This window comes from Achromobacter agilis, from assembly GCF_900496965.1.
GTDB classification, from domain to species: Bacteria; Pseudomonadota; Gammaproteobacteria; order Burkholderiales; family Burkholderiaceae_B; genus Achromobacter; species Achromobacter agilis.
On the sequence record NZ_UFQB01000014.1, the window covers coordinates 130,622 to 148,611 of the forward strand.

At 67.1% G+C, this 17,990-nt stretch carries 15 protein-coding genes; 14 read left to right on the plus strand and 1 reads right to left on the minus strand.

Going from position 1 to position 17,990, the window contains the following annotated elements:
* Nucleotides 1-30: 30 nt before the first annotated feature.
* A complete protein-coding gene (locus AGI3411_RS17490) occupies nt 31-948 on the minus strand; it encodes a LysR family transcriptional regulator (RefSeq protein ID WP_129528628.1) in 918 nt (305 codons plus the stop codon).
* A gap of 140 nt (nt 949-1,088) precedes the next feature.
* On the opposite strand from AGI3411_RS17490, the gene metE reads away from it, so the two are divergent.
* The 14 genes from metE (at nt 1,089) to ppa (ending at nt 17,918) form a co-directional block, all read left to right on the plus strand.
* Nucleotides 1,089-3,386 (plus strand): 5-methyltetrahydropteroyltriglutamate--homocysteine S-methyltransferase, encoded by a 2,298-nt coding sequence (metE, locus tag AGI3411_RS17495; protein ID WP_129528629.1) that lies wholly within the window; start codon nt 1,089-1,091, stop codon nt 3,384-3,386.
* A 164-nt stretch (nt 3,387-3,550) separates the two neighbouring features.
* Entirely contained in the window at nt 3,551-7,516 is a 3,966-nt protein-coding gene (locus tag AGI3411_RS17500) for a Pls/PosA family non-ribosomal peptide synthetase (RefSeq protein WP_129528630.1), read from the plus strand.
* Nucleotides 7,501-8,076 (plus strand): 4'-phosphopantetheinyl transferase family protein, encoded by a 576-nt coding sequence (locus AGI3411_RS17505; RefSeq protein WP_244240377.1) that lies wholly within the window; start codon nt 7,501-7,503, stop codon nt 8,074-8,076. The genes AGI3411_RS17500 and AGI3411_RS17505 overlap by 16 nt, the downstream gene beginning before the upstream one ends.
* A gap of 79 nt (nt 8,077-8,155) precedes the next feature.
* Nucleotides 8,156-8,758, plus strand: a complete 603-nt coding sequence (locus AGI3411_RS17510) for a DUF2889 domain-containing protein (RefSeq protein WP_129528631.1) — start codon at nt 8,156-8,158, stop codon at nt 8,756-8,758.
* Between the two features lie 10 nt (nt 8,759-8,768).
* Nucleotides 8,769-9,929 (plus strand): ADP-forming succinate--CoA ligase subunit beta, encoded by a 1,161-nt coding sequence (sucC, locus tag AGI3411_RS17515; protein ID WP_129528632.1) that lies wholly within the window; start codon nt 8,769-8,771, stop codon nt 9,927-9,929.
* A gap of 22 nt (nt 9,930-9,951) precedes the next feature.
* Entirely contained in the window at nt 9,952-10,833 is an 882-nt protein-coding gene (sucD, locus tag AGI3411_RS17520; RefSeq protein WP_006388410.1) for a succinate--CoA ligase subunit alpha, read from the plus strand.
* A gap of 261 nt (nt 10,834-11,094) precedes the next feature.
* On the plus strand, nt 11,095-11,793 hold the full coding sequence (locus AGI3411_RS17525; RefSeq protein WP_129528633.1) for a TerC family protein: 699 nt from the start codon (nt 11,095-11,097) through the stop codon (nt 11,791-11,793).
* Nucleotides 11,794-11,904: 111 nt separating this feature from the next.
* Nucleotides 11,905-12,624, plus strand: coding sequence for a TerC family protein (locus AGI3411_RS17530; RefSeq protein ID WP_129528634.1), 720 nt, complete (start codon nt 11,905-11,907; stop codon nt 12,622-12,624).
* Nucleotides 12,611-12,733, plus strand: a complete 123-nt coding sequence (locus AGI3411_RS30535; protein ID WP_255357201.1) for a hypothetical protein — start codon at nt 12,611-12,613, stop codon at nt 12,731-12,733. The genes AGI3411_RS17530 and AGI3411_RS30535 overlap by 14 nt, the downstream gene beginning before the upstream one ends.
* 9 nt (nt 12,734-12,742) lie before the next feature.
* Nucleotides 12,743-13,690: a hydroxymethylbilane synthase gene (gene hemC / locus AGI3411_RS17535; RefSeq protein ID WP_129528635.1), complete on the plus strand. Its 948-nt coding sequence runs from the start codon at nt 12,743-12,745 to the stop codon at nt 13,688-13,690.
* Nucleotides 13,690-14,508: a uroporphyrinogen-III synthase gene (locus AGI3411_RS17540; protein ID WP_129528636.1), complete on the plus strand. Its 819-nt coding sequence runs from the start codon at nt 13,690-13,692 to the stop codon at nt 14,506-14,508. The genes hemC and AGI3411_RS17540 overlap by 1 nt, the downstream gene beginning before the upstream one ends.
* A gap of 37 nt (nt 14,509-14,545) precedes the next feature.
* Complete coding sequence (locus AGI3411_RS17545) at nt 14,546-15,739, plus strand: uroporphyrinogen-III C-methyltransferase (protein ID WP_129528637.1); 1,194 nt, start codon at nt 14,546-14,548, stop codon at nt 15,737-15,739.
* Nucleotides 15,740-15,744: 5 nt separating this feature from the next.
* Nucleotides 15,745-17,355, plus strand: a complete 1,611-nt coding sequence (locus AGI3411_RS17550) for a heme biosynthesis HemY N-terminal domain-containing protein (protein ID WP_129528638.1) — start codon at nt 15,745-15,747, stop codon at nt 17,353-17,355.
* Nucleotides 17,356-17,387: 32 nt separating this feature from the next.
* On the plus strand, nt 17,388-17,918 hold the full coding sequence (gene ppa / locus AGI3411_RS17555) for an inorganic diphosphatase (RefSeq protein ID WP_129528639.1): 531 nt from the start codon (nt 17,388-17,390) through the stop codon (nt 17,916-17,918).
* Nucleotides 17,919-17,990: the final 72 nt, after the last annotated feature.

Sequence of the window (17,990 nt, forward strand, 5' to 3'; positions counted from 1 at the left end):
CTGCCAGGCCGGCGCGCGTGGCCGCCGCGGCTACTTCGCCGACTTGATCCCGGTTAGCGTCTTGAAGCAAACGTCGCGGGTAATGCTCAGGAACTCATCGATATACGACGCGTCCGTGTCTTCGCTGCGCACGGTGGCGTATAGCGTGCGCCACACGCCTTGCGGGCCCAGCCGGCACAGGCGCAGCCATCCCTGGTTCATGTATTCCGTCAGCGCCCAGTTGGGCAGCGCGGCCACGCCGCGATTGCTGGCCACCAGTTGCGCGATGATCGGCGTCAGTTCCGCCTTGCGGACGGCGGCGGGCTCCACGTCGGCCGGGTCCAGGAAGGCTGTGAAGATGTCCAGGCGCTGCTTGTCCACCGGGTAGGTGATGAGCGTCTGATCGGCCAACTGCTCTGGCAGGATGAATTTGCTGCCGGACAGCGGATTGGAGTCCGACACTGCCAGCACCAGCTCGTACTTGAACAGCGGCAGGTATTCCACGGCCTCCAGCGGCTGCGGATCCGAGGTGATGACGAGGTCGAGGTCGCCGCGCACCAGCGCTGGCAGGGGGGCGAACGAGAATGCGGCCGACAGGTCCAGCGCCACGTCTGGCCACTGGATGCGGAAGGCGTCCAGGGCCGGCATCAGCCATTGGAAGCAGGAATGGCAATCGATGGCCAGGTGCAGCCGCCCCGTGCGGCCAGCCGCCAGCCGCTGGAGTTCCCGTTCGGTCGCGCGGATGCGAGGCAGCACTTCGTCCGCCAGCGCCAGCACGCGCAGGCCCGCGGTGGTCAGCCGGGCCGGCCGGGTGCGGCGGTTCAACAGGGTCGTGCCCAGCCGGGTTTCGAGGTCGCGCAACTGGTGCGACAGGGCGGATTGGGTTAGGTGCAGGCGTTCGGCGGCCTCTTGCAGGCTGCCGCCTTCGCGGATCGCCGTCAGCGTTTCTAGATGGCGGATTTCGAGCATGGGAATCCAGGTATTTGGAATGAGCTTATATTTTATGAGATTTTCTCATGTTATGAATGTAGACATTGATTTTGATTCATGTTGATTTGGCCTCAGAATAACCGTCACTTGAACAAATTTTGTCTTACGGCGGTAATGTCATGACTATTATTCATAATTTGGGGTTCCCCCGCATCGGCGCCCAGCGCGAACTGAAACGCGCCGTCGAGGCCTATTGGGCGGGCAAGCAGACCGCCGAAGCGCTGGAGCAGATTGGCCGCGAACTGCGCGCCCGGCATTGGAAGCTGCAGGCCGACGCCGGCCTGAAGTTCGTGCCCGCCGGCGATTTCGCCTGGTACGACCAGATCCTGGAATGGACCACGCTGCTGGGCGCCGTGCCGGCGCGCTTCGGCCAGAAGGACAACGAACCCGTCACGCTCGACACGCTGTTCCGCATGGGCCGGGGCCGCGCGCCGTCCGGCAAGCCCGCCGCCGCCTGCGAAATGACCAAGTGGTTCGATACCAACTATCACTACATCGTGCCGGAACTGGTTCCGGGCCAGACCTTCCGCATCGCCCGCGAATCGTTGTTCGAGCAGATCCAGGAAGCGCAGGCGCTGGGCTATGCCGTCAAGCCCGTCATCCCGGGCCCCTTGACCTGGCTGTACCTGGGCAAGGGCGACGCGTTCGCCGCAGGCGCTGCCGACGAAGGCAAGCTGCAGCTGCTCGCCGCGCTGCTGCCCGTCTACCAGGAAGTGCTGGCGCGCTTGGCCAAGCTGGGCGTGCAGTGGGTGCAGATCGACGAACCGATCCTGGCGCTGGACCTGCCCAAGGCCTGGCGCGACGCTTTCCGCGAGGCTTATGCCACGCTGTCGGCCGGCCCGGTCAAGCTGCTCGCGGCCACCTACTTCGACGGCCTGAAGGACAACCTGCCGACGGCGCTGGGTCTGCCCGTGGCCGGCCTGCACGTGGACCTGGTCCGCGCGCCGGAGCAATTGGCTGAAGTGGTCTCCGGCCTGCGCGCCGACCAGGTGTTCTCGGCCGGCGTCATCAATGGCCGCAACATCTGGCGCACCGACCTGGATGCCGCCATCGCCACGCTGGCGCCGATCAAGCAACAACTCGGCGACCGCCTGTGGCTGGCGCCGTCGTGCTCGTTGTTGCACGTTCCGGTGGACCTGGCGCACGAAACCGAACTCGACGCCGAACTCAAGAGCTGGCTGTCCTTCGCCGCTCAGAAACTGGACGAACTGAGCCTGCTGGGCCGCGCGCTGGACAGCGCCACGGACCCTACGGTGCAGGACGGCCTGATCAAGCAGCGCGCCGCGCTGGCTGCCCGCCGCTCGTCCGCCCGCATCCACAACCCGGTGGTCGGCCAGCGGATGGCCGGCGCGACGGGCGTGTCGCGCGACCGCGCGCCGTTCGCCGGCCGCATCGCCCGCCAGCAGGAGCAGCTGGGCCTGCCCGCCTACCCGACCACCACGATCGGCTCGTTCCCGCAGACCGCGGAAATCCGCGCCTTGCGCCGTGACTGGAAGGCCGGCGCGCTGACCGATTCGGCCTACGAAACCGCCATCCGCAAGGAAATCGAGGAAGTCATCCGCTTCCAGGAAAAGGTAGGGCTGGACGTGCTGGTGCACGGAGAACCCGAGCGCAACGACATGGTGGAATACTTCGGCGAACTGCTGGCCGGTTTCGCCTTCACCAAGAACGGCTGGGTGCAGAGCTACGGCTCGCGCTGCGTCAAGCCGCCGATCATTTTCGGCGACGTGGCCCGCCCGGCGCCGATGACCGTGGGCTGGTCTTCGTACGCGCAATCGCTGACGGACAAACCCGTCAAGGGCATGCTGACCGGTCCGGTCACCATCCTGCAATGGTCCTTCGTGCGCGACGACCAGCCGCGCGAACAGACCTGCCGCCAACTGGCGCTGGCGCTGCGCGACGAAGTCGTGGACCTGGAGGCCGCCGGCATCAGCGTCATCCAGATCGACGAACCCGCCATCCGCGAAGGGCTGCCGCTACGCCGGGCCGACTGGCAGGCATACCTGGACTGGGCCGTGGATTGCTTCCGCCTGTCCACCGCCGGCGTACGCGAGGAAACGCAGATCCACACCCATATGTGCTATTCGGAGTTCAACGACATCATCGAGTCCATCGCCGCCATGGACGCGGACGTGATCACCATCGAAACCTCGCGCTCCAACATGGAGCTGCTCAAGGCATTCGAGGATTTCCACTACCCGAACGACATCGGCCCCGGCGTGTACGACATCCATTCGCCGAACGTGCCCGAGGTGGACTGGATGGTCGGCCTGATGGAGAAGGCGGCCGCCCGCCTGCCGAAGGAACGCCTGTGGGTAAATCCTGACTGCGGCCTGAAGACGCGCGCCTGGCCCGAAACCGAAGCCGCGCTGATCGGCATGGTGCAAGCGGCCCGCGCGCTGCGCCAGGCGGCATAAGCCGATGCGCCCGGAGCTTCGGCTCCGGGCCGTCCTCAGACAAAAAACGCTTCTTCGCGGAGCAAGCCCACACCATGCGGGCTTTTTTCGTTTTTTGCCTGAACGAAATGGCGCGGCGCAGGTCCATAGGCAAAAATCCCCTTAGCCGGATCGTTGCCGCTCCCATGATTCTCCACGGCCCTTATCGGGCAGACCTGCTGCGTGCCGAAACGCTGCCCGATATTCTTGAAGCCACGATCCGCCGGCATCCCGCCGCCATCGCCATTCATTGGCAGGATCAAACACTTACCTACGACATGCTCGGCCAGCGCGCCGACCTGGCCGCGCATCACCTGATCGAGGCCGGCGTCAGGCCCGGGCAGGTCGTGGGTTTGTGCCTGCCACGCGGAGCGGAACTGCTGGTCATGCAGGCGGCGATCGCCAAGGCCGGCGCGGCCTGGCTGCCGTTTGAATCCGATACGCCGCCCGACCGCATGCAGGCCTGCCTGCTGGACGCCGGCGCCGATGGCCTTATCGCCGGGGCCGACGTGCGCCTGGAAGGCCTGGAAACCTGGCCCCCCTGGCTGTTGGCCGACCCCGTGGACGGGCCATTGCGCATGCGCGACGGGCTGCTGCCCGGGCACCCCGCCTATGTTATCTATACCTCCGGCTCCACCGGCAAGCCCAAGGGCGTGCCCATCAGCCACGCCAGCATCTGCCATTTCCTGCGCAGCGAAAACGCGGTGCTGGGCGTACGCCATGGCGACAAGGTCTACCAGGGTTTTTCCGTGGCTTTCGACATGTCGTTCGAGGAAATCTGGATCAGCTATCTGGCGGGCGCCTCGCTATGGGTTGCGCCGAAGCTGCTGACGACGGACCCGGAAGCGCTGCCGCTGGCGTTGGCGCGCGAAGGCGTCAGCGTGCTGCATGCCGTGCCGACGCTGCTGGCGCTGTTTGCGCATGACGTGCCCGGCCTGCGCATCGTGAACCTGGGCGGTGAAGCCTGCCCCGACTTCCTGGCGCGGCGTTGGGCGACGCCGGGGCGCCGGCTGTTCAATACGTATGGCCCCACGGAAACCACGGTGTCCGCGAGCGTGGCCGAACTGTTTCCCGGCCAGCCGGTGACGATCGGCGCGCCCTTGCCCAACTACGGCATGCTGATCCGCGGCGAAGACGGTTCGGTGCTGCCTCAGGGGCAGGTGGGCGAGCTGTGCATTACCGGCCCCGGGGTGGCGGACGGCTATCTGGGCCGGCCCGAGCTGACGGCCGAAAAATTCCTGGCCAACCCGCGTCCTGGGGGGGAGCACGACACGCGGATGTACCGCAGCGGCGACCTGGCCCGCATCGACGCGTCCGGCCAGATCGTCTGCCTGGGCCGCAGCGACGATCAGGTCAAGGTGCGGGGTTTTCGCGTCGAACTCGGCGAGATCGAGGCGGCGCTGTACCGCCAGCCCGGCGTGGGCGCGGCGGCGGTGGTGCTGCGCGACCTGGCCGGGATCGAGCAACTGGTCGCTTTCGTGGCGCCGGAAGGGGATGTGCGGCTGGACGCGCATGCGCTGCGCGCGGCGCTGGCGGCGGACTTGCCTGCCTATATGATTCCGGCCCGCTTCGAATCGGCGGCCGAGGTGCCGCGCCTGACCTCGGGCAAGATCGACCGCAAGGCGCTCAAGGCGCGCGAACTGGAAGCGGCCGCCGGACCCGCCGGCGAAGACGATGTGCCGGCCACGCCGGGCGCGGCGGCGCTCTTCGATGCGCTACGCCCCTTGTTCCCCGGCCAGCCCCTGCGCCTGGCCAGCGATTTCTTTCGCGACCTGGGCGGCCATTCGCTGCTGGCCGCGCGGCTGGTGTCGTCGCTGCGCAAGCATCCGCGCTACGCCTTGCTGACGATGCACGAGCTCTACCAGCACCCGGCGCTGGGGGCGCTGGCGGAGCGGATGGATGCGCTGGCGATCCCGCAGGACGCGCAGGCCCCGGCCGAGGCGCCGCCGGCGCAAGCGCCGCAATGGCGGCGCTGGTCCTGCGGCCTGGCGCAGCTGGCCGCCTTGCCGCTGCTGATCGGCGTGCGCATGCTGATCTGGCTGACGCCGTTCTTCACTTACCACTATTGGACGGGTGACGAAGGGGATTCCGTCTGGCGCGCGGTAGCCCTGTCCATCGCCAGCTACCTGGCCTGCAATTTGCTGAGCTTCGGCGTGGCGGTGGCCTGCAAGTGGGCCATCCTCGGGCGTCTCAAGGCGGGCCGCTATCCGCTTTACGGGTGGAAGTTCTATCGCTGGTGGCTGGTGGACCGGATCCTGGACATCCCGCCGGCGCATTTGCTGGCCGGTTCGCCGCTCCAGGCCTGGTACCTGCGCGCGCTGGGCGCGCGGATCGGCCGCGATGCCGCCATCAACCGCATCTCCGTGCGCGCGCCGGACCTGCTGTCGGTGGGCGACGGCGTCAGCATCGGCGCCTCCGTGAACCTGGAGAATTTCTCGGTTCAGGGTGGCGTATGGGAGGTGGCGCCGATCACGCTGGCGGACGACACCTACGTCGGTTCCTACGCGGTGATCCAGGGCGGCGTGACGATGGCGCAGGGCGCCCGCCTCGAAGGGCTGTCTTCGCTGCCCGGCGGGACGCGCGTCCCGGCCGGGCAGATCTGGACGGGGGCGCCGGCCCGCCACGACCCGCAGGCGCGTCCGTCCGAACTGCCTGCCCGTCCCGCCCGCCACGCCACCTGGCGCCGGCTCGACGGACTGGCCTACGCGGTGGGCGGCGCGCTGATCGCGGCCTTGTTCTTCATGCCCGTCTTCCCGAGTTTCGTGCTGATCGACTGGATCGATGCGCGCTGGCTGGACCTGATGGGCTCCCGCGTGCCCTGGCCCGAGGCCTTCCTGGCCTACCTGCTGCTGGCGTTGCCCGCCAGCGCCTTGCTGCTGCTCCTGACCGTGATCGTCTCCGCGATGCTGCGCTGGGCGCTGCTGCCGCGCCTGGCCAGCGGCCGCTGGCCCGTCTACGGACAGATCTACCTGCGGCGCTGGCTGACCAACCAGATCCAGGAGTCCAGCCTCAGCGTGCTGCACGGCCTGTATGCGTCGATATACGCGGGCACCTGGTACCGCCTGCTCGGCGCGAAGGTCGGGCGGGGCACAGAGATCTCCACCGCCATGGGTATCGTGCCTGACATGCTGACGCTCGGCCGCGACAGCTTCATCGCCGACGGCGTCATGCTGGGCGATGAGGAAATCGACCGCGGCTGGATGACGATGCGTCCTACCGTCATCGGCAACCGCAGTTTCGTGGGCAACGGCGCCTACGTGCCCGATGGCTCGGCGCTGCCCGATGATGTGCTGATCGGCGTGCAGAGCCGCGCGCCCGCCAACGCCCGCATGGCCAGCGGCCAGACCTGGCTGGGCAATCCGCCGATCTCGCTGCCCGCGCGCGAACAGACTGCCGGCTTCCCCGAGCACCTGACCTTCCGGCCCGGCCTGGGCCGCAAGATCGCGCGCGGGGCCGTTGAAGGCATGCGCATGATCCTGCCGCTGGCCGTGGTGATCGCGGCGGGGTATCTCACTGTGATGAAGGTCATCCCCATCGCCGCGCGGGAAGGGTTCCTGGCCGCCTTCGACGAGCTGATGCTGGCGGGCGTGCTGTACGGCGTGGGCGCCTTCCTGTTCCTGGCGGTGCTGAAGTGGGCCCTGATCGGACGCTACCGGCCCCGCGCAGAGCCAATGTGGACGCCCTTCGTCTGGAAGAGCGAGGCCGTCACCAGCCTGTACGAGTCCATCGCGGTGCCGAACTTCTTCAACTTCCTGCGCGCCACGCCCTGGCTGCCGCTGGCCCTGCGCTGCATGGGCGCCCGGATCGGCAGGCGCGTCTTCATGGATACCACCGACGTCACCGAGTACGACTGTGTGTCGATCGGCGACGACGCCGTGCTGCACGCCTGGTCGGGCCCCCAGACCCACCTGTTCGAAGACCGGGTCATGAAAATCGGCATGGTGCGGATCGGCAAGGCGGTCAACGTCGGGCCGCGCAGCACCATTCTTTACGACACCCGGGTCGAGGCGGGCGCGCGCCTCGGGCCGCTGACGCTGGTGCTCAAGGGCGAAACCATCCCGGCTGGACAGGCCTGGATCGGCAGTCCGGCCACACCGTGGACGCCGCGGTGAGCCCGGCGCTGCGCCTGAACGGGGAGGGCGCCCCGGTCGAGTTGTGGTTGCTGCGGCGGGCCGCCGCCCGCGCCCGCCAGCGGCAGGCGGCCCGGGATTGGCTGGCCGGGGAACTGGCGCGGCGCGGCCAGGAGGCCTGCTGGACGGAATCGCCCAAGGGGCCGTGGATGACGGCCGGCGCGCGCTGGCGCAGTTCGTTCTCCTATTGCGGCCCCTATATTCTTTGCGGGCTGTCGCGCTTGGGCGTGCCCGGCGTGGACCTGGCCGGCGGGGCGGACGGGCCGGGCGACGCGGATGTCGTCCATCTGTATTGCGGCCCCGAGGCGGCGGCCGGGTTGGCGGCCTGTCCGGCGCCGGATCGGGCGGACGTCTTTGCCCGCGCGTGGAGCGGGCTGGAAGCGCGCCTGAAGGCATGCCGGCGCGGGCTGGAGGAATATTCCCCGGAACGGGAGCGGTTTCTGGCCGCAGCCAGGATCACCTGCCAGGTGCGCCATGACGGCCTGTGGGCCTCGGCGGCGCTGCGGCCGGACCCGGCGGAGCCCGGGCGGGGCGGTTCATGAAGGGCTGCCTGCGCTATACTTTGAAGGTTTTGTTGCCGCGCACCATGCGCAGGCCATCTTCGCCCCGCAGGCCCTCAGCATGCCCTTGCCCCCGCCGGACTATCCTCGCCAGCCACTGCATACGCGTTCCATACGCGTGCAATCGTATGCGCGCGATGACGGGCTATGGGACCTGGAAGCCGAACTGATCGACGTCAAGGCGTACGATTTCCCCAAGCGCGACGGCGAGATGTTCAAGGCCGGCCAGCCCATCCACCATATGCACCTGCGCATCACCATCGACGAGAATTTCTCGATCGTGGCGGCGCAGGCCGTCTATGATGCCGCGCCCTACGGCGGGCATTGCATGGCCATCGAGCCGGCTTACACTGATCTCATCGGCATGAATCTGCTCAAGGGGTTCCGCCGGCAGGTCAAAGAGCGGTTCGGGCATGTGGAGGGCTGTACGCACATGACCGAACTGTCGCAGGTGCTTCCCACCGCGGCAGTCCAGACCATGGCCAACCGCCGGCGGCAGGAAAACAACCCGAACCGGCGTCCATTCCAACTGGACGGCTGCCATGCGCTCAGCACCAGCGGCCCGGTGGTGGCTGAGCACTATCCCAAGTGGTACACCGGGGGTAGCGCTGAGGCATCGGCCGATTCGTCTACCGATTCACCTTCTCTTACTCATACGTCCTGACAGGTAACACATGAAAATCCACGAGTATCAAGGCAAGGAACTGCTGAAGCAATTTGGCGTCCCCGTGCCGCGCGGGATCCCCGCTCTTTCCGTCGACGAGGCCGTGGCTGCCGCTGAAAAGCTGGGTGGACCGGTTTGGGTCGTCAAGGCGCAAATCCACGCGGGCGGCCGCGGCAAGGGCGGCGGCGTGAAGCTGGCGCGCTCGCTGGACGACGTCCGCAAGCTGGCCTCGGAAATCCTGGGCATGCAACTGATCACGCATCAGACCGGCCCGGAAGGCCAGAAGGTCCGCCGCCTGTACATCGAAGACGGCGCCGACATCCAGAAGGAATACTACGTGTCGCTGGTCACCGACCGCGCCACCCAGAAGGTTGCGTTCATCGCCTCCAGCGAAGGCGGCATGGACATCGAGGAAGTGGCCCACTCCACCCCCGAGAAAATCATCACCGAATACATCGATCCGCTGACCGGCCTGTCGGCCGAGCAAGCCACCAAGATCGCCAATGCGATCGGCCTGCCCGCTGATTCCACCGCCCAGGCCGTGGACGTGTTCCAGAAGCTCTACAAGTGCTACATGGACACCGACGCTTCCCTGGTCGAAATCAACCCGCTGAACCGCGACAGCAAGGGCAACATCATCGCCCTGGACGCCAAGTTCAACTTCGACTCCAACGCCCTGTTCCGTCATCCGGAAATCGTCGCCTACCGCGACCTGGACGAAGAAGACCCCGCCGAAATCGAAGCCAGCAAGTTCGACCTGGCCTACATCCAGCTCGACGGCAACATCGGCTGCCTGGTGAACGGCGCCGGCCTGGCCATGGCCACCATGGACACCATCAAGCTGTTCGGCGGCGAGCCGGCCAACTTCCTGGACGTCGGCGGCGGCGCTACGGCCGAGAAGGTCACCGAAGCGTTCAAGATCATGCTCGGCAACAAGAGCGTGAAGGCCATCCTGGTCAACATCTTCGGCGGCATCATGCGCTGCGACGTCATCGCCGAAGGCGTGATCGCCGCGTGCAAGGCCGTCAACCTGAACGTGCCGCTGGTCGTCCGCATGAAGGGCACCAACGAAGAACTCGGCAAGCAGATGCTGGCCGACTCGGGCCTGCCGATCATCAGCGCCGACACGATGGCCGAAGCCGCCACCCGCGTCGTAGCCGCCGTCAAGTAAAGAAAAATCCAAGGATTCACAAATGTCGATTCTGATCAACAAGGACACCAAAGTCATCACCCAGGGCATCACGGGCAAGACGGGTCAGTTCCACACCCGCATGTGCCGTGAGTATGCCAATGGCAAAGCTGCCTTCGTGGCCGGCGTGAACCCCAAGAAGGCCGGCGAGGACTTCGAAGGCGTGCCGATCTTTGCTTCGGTGAAGGACGCCAAGGCTGACACCGGCGCGACCGTGTCCGTCATCTACGTGCCGCCGGCAGGCGCTGCCGCCGCCATCTGGGAAGCCGTCGAAGCCGAGCTGGACCTGGTGATCTGCATCACCGAAGGCATCCCCGTGCGCGACATGCTGGAAGTCAAGAACCGCATGAAGGCCAAGGGCAGCAAGACGCTGCTGCTGGGCCCGAACTGCCCGGGCCTGATCACGCCGGACGAAATCAAGATCGGCATCATGCCCGGCCACATCCACCGCAAGGGCCGCATCGGCATCGTCAGCCGTTCGGGCACCCTGACGTACGAAGCCGTGGCGCAAGTCACCGAGCTGGGCCTGGGTCAATCCAGCGCTGTCGGCATTGGCGGCGATCCGATCAACGGCCTGAAGCACGTCGACGTGCTGAAGATGTTCAATGACGATCCCGACACCGACGCCGTCATCATGATCGGCGAAATCGGCGGCCCGGACGAAGTCAACGCCGCGCAATGGGCGAAGGACAACATGAAGAAGCCGGTCGTCGGCTTCATCGCTGGTGTCACCGCTCCTCCCGGAAAGCGCATGGGCCACGCCGGCGCGCTGATCTCCGGCGGCGCCGACACGGCCGACGCCAAGCTGGAAGTCATGGAAGCTTGCGGCATTCGCACCACGCGCAACCCCTCCGAAATGGGCAAGCTGCTCAAGTCGGTGCTGTAAACCACGGTTTCGCGCAAGAAAAAGCCCGCTTCGGCGGGCTTTTTTTTTCGGCTTTTTTTGCGCGATCCTAGGGAAATCCCGTGTCCATGTCGCGGCCGGGAAAACATACGGAAAGCTGAACGAAACTATAATGAAAGAAAATCCAGCGCGTACCCAGCAAGAATGCCGTCGAGCTCGCACCAAGACGGTCAGTACGTTTTCATCTTAATTCACCCATTCATTTGGTTCGTCCTAGGGGGATCACACCTAGGAAAGAGAGGCATGGAACTTAGTTCAGCGGCATTCTGGATAGCGTTGCTCCAGATCATTTGGGTCAACATCCTGCTATCGGGCGACAACGCCGTGGTTATTGCGCTGGCGGCGCGTTCGCTGCCCCCGGCGCAACAGAAGAAAGCGATCGTGATCGGTTCCGCCGCCGCGATCATCATGCGTATCGTGCTGACGCTCGTCGCCGCCAAGCTGCTGTTGCTGCCGTGGCTCAAGCTTATCGGCGCGCTGCTCCTGGTCTACATCGGCGTGACGCTGCTGTTGCCGGAAGGCGACGAAGACGGCGCGGGCAAGACGCAGGGCAATCTGTTGACGGCGATCCGCACGATCATGATCGCCGACCTGGTCATGAGCCTGGACAACGTGGTGGCGGTCGCCGCCGCCGCGATGGGCGACACGACCTTGCTGGTCGTAGGCTTGGCCATTAGTATTCCGCTGGTCATTTTCGGCAGCACGCTGCTTCTGAAAGTCATCGAGCGCTTCCCGGTCATCGTCTGGGTGGGTGCCGCGCTGTTGGGTTTCATCGCTGGCGAACTGCTGGTGGGTGATCCGGCGCTGCAGGAACCGGTGGCGCGCATCGATGCGGCCCTGGGCGTGACACAGCACAGCTTCGCACTGATGACGGGCGTGCTGGGAGCAGTGCTGGTGCTGACGATCGGCAAAGTTTTGCTGATGCGCCAGAAAGCTGACTGAAAGCTGAATTATACTAATACGTTGTACTGAATGATCCCGCCGCGCGGTGCGCGGCGGGCTGGCCGGCTCGGGACCGGCCATTCTTTTCATAATGCTCTTCGGGGGTTCATAGTGCTTGAGTTTTTCCAGACGCTGAGTTGGGCAGCGGTATTCCAGATCATCCTCATCGATATCCTGCTCGGCGGCGACAACGCTGTCGTGATCGCACTGGCTTGTCGCAACCTTGCGCCCAAGCAGCGCATGCAGGGCATCCTGTGGGGCACCGCTGGCGCCATCCTGTTGCGCGTCGTGCTGATCGCCTTCGCCCTGACGCTCCTCTCGATTCCCTTCCTGAAGGTCGTGGGCGGCGCGCTGCTGCTGTGGATCGGCGTCAAACTCCTGATTCCCGAAGATGACGCCCACGGCAATGTGAAGGGCGGCACGTCCATCGTCGCCGCCATCAAGACCATCATCATCGCCGACTTCGTGATGAGCCTGGACAACGTGATCGCCATTGCCGGCGCGGCCCAGAACGCCCACGCCGACCACCAGATCGGCCTGGTCGCCTTCGGCCTGATCGTCAGTGTGCCGATCATCATCTGGGGCAGCACCCTGGTCCTGAAGCTGATCGATCGCTATCCGCTGGTCGTTACTTTCGGCGCGGCGCTGCTCGGCTGGATCGCTGGCGGCATGCTGGTTACCGACGTGGTTGTCGAGCGTCAATTCGGCGTTCAGCCGGCTGCGGTTAAAATCGGCGCAGAAATCATTGGCGCCTTGCTCGTTGTTGTCCTTGGACGGTGGCTGGCAAGCCGCAAAACCGCTTCCAAGGAATCAGCACATGAGTCTGCGTAGATCCACCGATCCCCAGCAATCCGAATCGGGCCTGAGCCTGCTTCAAGGCCTGTTCGTGCTGGCCATTCTCGGGGTAGTCGCGACGATCATCGTCTCCAACTTCGTTTGATGACGTCTCGTGTCTCTACCGCAACGCCTGGTCATCGCGACCCGCGCCAGCCGGCTTGCCCTGTGGCAAGCCGAGCATGTGCGCGACCGGCTGCGCACGCTGTACCCGGCGTGCGCGGTTGAACTTCTTACCCTGACGACCCGAGGCGACCAGATCCTCGACCGCACCCTGTCCAAGGTGGGCGGCAAAGGGCTGTTCGTCAAGGAGCTCGAAAACGCGCTGCTCGACGGGCGCGCCGATCTCGCCGTGCACTCCCTGAAGGACGTGCCGGTGGATCTGCAGGCCCCGTTCGAGCTTTGCGCCGTCCTCGATCGCGCAGACCCGCGCGATGCCTTCGTGTCCAACAACTACGGCTCGCTGGCCGACCTGCCCGCCGGGGCGGTCGTCGGCACGTCCAGCCTGCGCCGCGAATCGCAGATCCGTGCGCGCTACCCGGAGCTGGCGGTCAAGCCGTTGCGCGGCAACCTCGACACGCGCCTGGGCAAGCTGGACAAGGGCGAATACGACGCCATCGTGCTCGCTGCCGCCGGCCTGGCGCGCCTGGGGCTGGGCGCGCGCATCCGCAGCCTGCTCGATCCGGCCGACAGCCTGCCAGCCGCCGGGCAGGGCGCCCTGGGCATCGAGATCCGCGACGACCGCGACGACATGCGCGCCTGGCTGGCTCCGCTGGCCAGCGCGGATACCACGTCCTGTGTGGTGGCCGAGCGCGCTGTGTCCCGCAAGCTGGGTGGATCCTGCCAGGTGCCCCTGGCGGCGTATGCCGAGATCGTGGCAGACACGTTGTCGCTGCGCGCACTGGTGGCGTCGCCCGATGGCGCGCGCATGGTCCGCACGATGCGCAGCGGCCCGGTGGCCGATGCGCTGGCCATCGGCGAGGCCGCGGCGCAGGAACTGCTGGACGCAGGCGCGCAGGCCATTCTCCGCGAGCTGTTGCAAGACGACGCCCGGCCGGACTGATGGCCATGGCGTCCGCAGCCGCCGAATCGCCTCGGGTCGCCATCCTGACACGGCCCGCGGGGCGCAACGAGGCGCTTGCCGCCCGCCTGCGCGAGGCCGGCTGGCTGCCTTGCATCCTGCCCGCGCTGGAAATCCGGGCGCTGCCGGCCGCATCGCAGATGCTTCCCCGTCCGGCCGACTACGACATGGTGGTATTCGTCAGCGGCAACGCCGCCAGGCAATACCTGGACCAATGGACCCAGGCGGACGGCCCGTCGGCCTGGCCGGCGGGCGTCATCGCCGCCACCGTCGGCCCGGCCAGCGCCCAGGCGCTGCGCGAATCCGATAGTTTTGGCGCGAATACAACAGTCCTGCATCCTTCCGAAAGCGCGCCCAGCCACGATTCCGAGGCCTTGTGGGACGTGCTGCAGGGGCTGCCGCGCCTGCCTGCCCGCGTGCTGCTCGTGCGCGGGACGCAGGGCAGGGACTGGCTCGGCGACAAGCTCGAGGCGCACGGCGCCGCCGTCACGCGCCATGCGGCCTATCAGCGCCATCCCGCCGCCTGGGACGCCGGCCAGCTGGAGCGCCTGCGGCGGTGGGCCGACGCCGGGCTGCGCGCCACCTGGCTGATCACCAGCGGGGAGGGCGCGGACGCCGTGCGGGCCCGCCTGGACGAGGCCGGCCTGGCGGCCTGGTGGGCGGGCTGCGGCTTCGTGCTCACGCATCCTTCCCTGGCGCGGCGCGTGCCGGCCGCCTGTCATGACGCCGGCGCCCCGGCAATGGTAAAAATCTGCTTGCCCAACGACGAGTCGATATTCCAGGCCTTTGTTGCTGCTTGATTCGTTGCTTCGGACCGACACCGAATACAATCGCGTCATGACAGATAAGACTCCCGCTACCGATCCGGTCGTTCCGACGGCCGCCCCGGGCGCAAGCGCGCCCGCATCGGCCCCGACCGATCCCGTCAAGGCCCGTCCGGCCAAACGCGGCAGTGGCCCCCTGGTCACCGCCCTGATCATCGTCATCCTGCTGGCCGCCGGCCTGGGTTATGCGCTGTGGAAACAGCGCACGCAGTTCGTGTCCGCCGGCCGCGAAGTCGCGACGCGGCTCGATACGCTGTCATCCGACGTGGCGCAGGCCCGCAAGGACACGCGCGAAGCGCTGGCCCTGGCGCAGGCCCAGGCGGGCCGCGTGGCCGAGCTCGAAGACACCGTGCGCGAGACGCAAAGCCAGTACAACGCACTGCAACTGGCCTGGCAGAACTTCAACGACAGCGCCAGCGACGAACTGCTGGCCAACGATATCGAGCGCCTGCTGACCATCGCCAGCCAGCAACTGCGCCTGGCCGGCAACGTTTCCAACGCCATCGTCGCGCTCGAGACCGCGCAATCGCGCCTGGCGCGCGCCGACCGGCCGCGCTTCTCCAGCCTGCAGCAATCCATCAACGGCGACCTGGACCGCCTGCGCGCGGTGTCCACGGTGGACATCCCCGCGCAATCGGGCCGTATCGAGCGTCTCGTCGCGCTGGTCGGCAAGGCGCCGTTGCTGGTGCCTGACGCCGCCGCTCCGGGAGTCACGCCCGCCGGCGAGGCCCAGCCCGCTACCGCATTGGCGCCCCAGATCGACCCGCAGGCCAGCCTGCCCGCCGACGCGCCCTGGTGGCAGCGCTGGCGCGCCGAGATGGCCTCGTGGCCCGGCCGTGCCGGTTCCGCCCTGGCGCATGAGCTGGGCGGCCTGATCACCATCCAGCGCGTGGACGAGCCGGCGGCCTTGCTGCTGTCGCCCGACCAGGCCGATCTGGTGCGCGGCGCGCTGCGCCAGCGCCTGCTGACCGCCCAGTTGGCCATGCTGATGCGCCAGCCCGCCGTCTGGAAGAGCGAACTCGAAAACGTCGGCACGACGCTGTCCAAGTACTTCGACAGCCGTTCCCCTGACACCGTCGCCGCCCAGGGGCTGGCGCGCGAACTGGCCCAGACCGACATCGCCGTGCGCCTGCCGGACGTGGCCGACAGCCTGAACGCCGTGGCCGCCCTGCGGGCCGCCGGTTTCAAGACTAGCGAGCAGGACTGAGGCCTATGCGTACCTGGTTCTGGACTCTGCTGCTGGCTGTTGTCGCCGTCGCCCTGGCGGTGGTTCTGCGCTCGCATTCCGGCAACGTGCTGTTGCTGGTCTGGCCGTGGCGCATCGGGATGTCGCTGACGCTGGCCGTCCTGCTGATCGTCGCGGCCTTCATCGTGCTGTATGTGGGCCTGCGCCTGCTGGCGTGGCTGCTGGCCATCCCCGACCGCGTGCGGGCCTGGCGCGGCAAGCGCGCGCAGGCGCGCGACCATGAATTGCTGGAACGCGGCTGGATCGGCCTGCTGGAAGGCCGCTACACGACCGCCGAAAAGGACCTGACCAAGCTGCTCGAGCAGACCAAGGTCCAGACCCGGCGCGTGCTGGCGGCGCTGTCCGCTGCCCGCGCCGCGCACGGCCTGGGCGAATTCGACCGCCGCGACCGCCTGTTGGCGACCGCGCAGGAGCAGGCGGGCACCGAGCCTGGCCTGGTCGAAGCCACCGCCACGGTCTCCGCCGACATGCTGCTGGACCAAGGCCGCGCCGAGCGCGCGCTGGCGGTGCTGGAGCCCCTGGCTGACGGCGGCGCGCGCCATCTGCACACCATGCGCCTGTTGTTGCGCGCGCACACCGCGCTGCATCACGACGATCAGGTTTTCACGCTGGCTCGCGGCCTCGTGCGCCGCAACGCCCTGGCACGCGCCGAAGCCGACGCGTTGATCGACGCTTCGGGCGCGGCGCGCCTGCGCGCCGTCGCCGGCAGCGAATCCTGGCGCGCCATCTGGAAAGACCTGAAGGCCGAAGAACGGCTTCTGCCCGAAATCGCGCTGGCGGGCGCGGCGGCTTTCGAAGCCGCCGGAGAGGCCAATGAAGCGGCCCGCGTGCTCGAAGCCGCGATCGCCGTGAAGTTCAACCCGGCCCTCGTGGCGGCGTACGCCCGCTGCGAGGCCGAGCAGGTCTCGCGCCGGCTGGCCCGCGCCGAAACCTGGCTGCAGCAGCGTCCCACCGATCCCGATCTGCTCACGGCATTGGGCATGCTGTGCCTGAACGGCCAGCTCTGGGGCCAGGCCGAGCGCTACCTGCTGCGCGCGCTCAGCCGCCGCAGTGACGCGCAGACGCATGCCTTGCTGGGCAGCCTGTACGACCGCCTGGACCGTCCCGCCGACGCCGTGCGCCACTGGCGCCTCGCGACGGCGGCCAGCATGGCGCTGCCGGTCCTGGCATCGGACGCCGCGCTGCCGGCCGCGGACACGGGCTCGGATCCCTATCGCGTGGACGCCGAAGGCGGCTACGCAGTGGGCCTGTCCGACAACGACACGGAAGTCGGCGGCGATTATCCCGCGCTGCCGCCGGCCGTGGCGGCCTCCGCGTCCGACTACGTGCTGGACCCGGACGCGCGCGTCAGCAAAGAGCAGCGCGAGCGCGCGCTTGCGCCCGAGGACGCGCCGCTGGCGGGTGGCAGCACCTCGGACATCGACGAGTACTTCGACAGCGCCCCGATCCCGGCGGCGGCTTTCGATGAGCCCGTGCCCACATACGCGCCGGCCTCGCCCGCAGGGCCCAAGCCCGCGCCTGCCGCCGCGCCCGTGCCGGCAACGAAGCCGCCGTTCAAGGACGACGGCTCGATTTGAATATTCCTTCAGACAAACAACAAGGTTGAATCATGAGTCTCGATCGCGTCTCCCCAGGCAAGAAGCTGCCGGAAGACTTCAACGTCATTATCGAAATCCCCATGAACGCCGACCCGGTGAAGTACGAGGTCGACAAGGACTCGGGCGCGATTTTCGTTGACCGCTTCATGCTGACCGCCATGCACTACCCGTGCAACTATGGCTACATCCCGCAAACCCTGTCCGAAGACGGCGACCCCGCCGACGTGCTGGTGCTGACGCCGTTCCCGATCCAGATCGGCGCCGTCGTGCGCTGCCGCGCCATCGGTGTGCTGGAAATGGACGACGAATCGGGCGGCGACGCCAAGCTGTTGGCCGTGCCGATCGAAAAGCTGTACCCCCCGTACCGCAACATCAAGACCTACGAAGACCTGCCGACGGAAGACATCGCCCGCATCCAGCATTTCTTCGAGCACTACAAAGACCTGGAAAAGGGCAAGTGGGTCAAGGTCAAGGGCTGGAAGGGCCTGGACGCTGCGCACGAGGAAATCGTCCGCAGCGCCGAGCGCTACACCAAGGGCTGATCGGGCTTTTTGCCGCCGGCTGCCCGTAGGTAAGCCCCCTTTTTTTGGGGGGGCTGCGTGCCGAACTTGCAG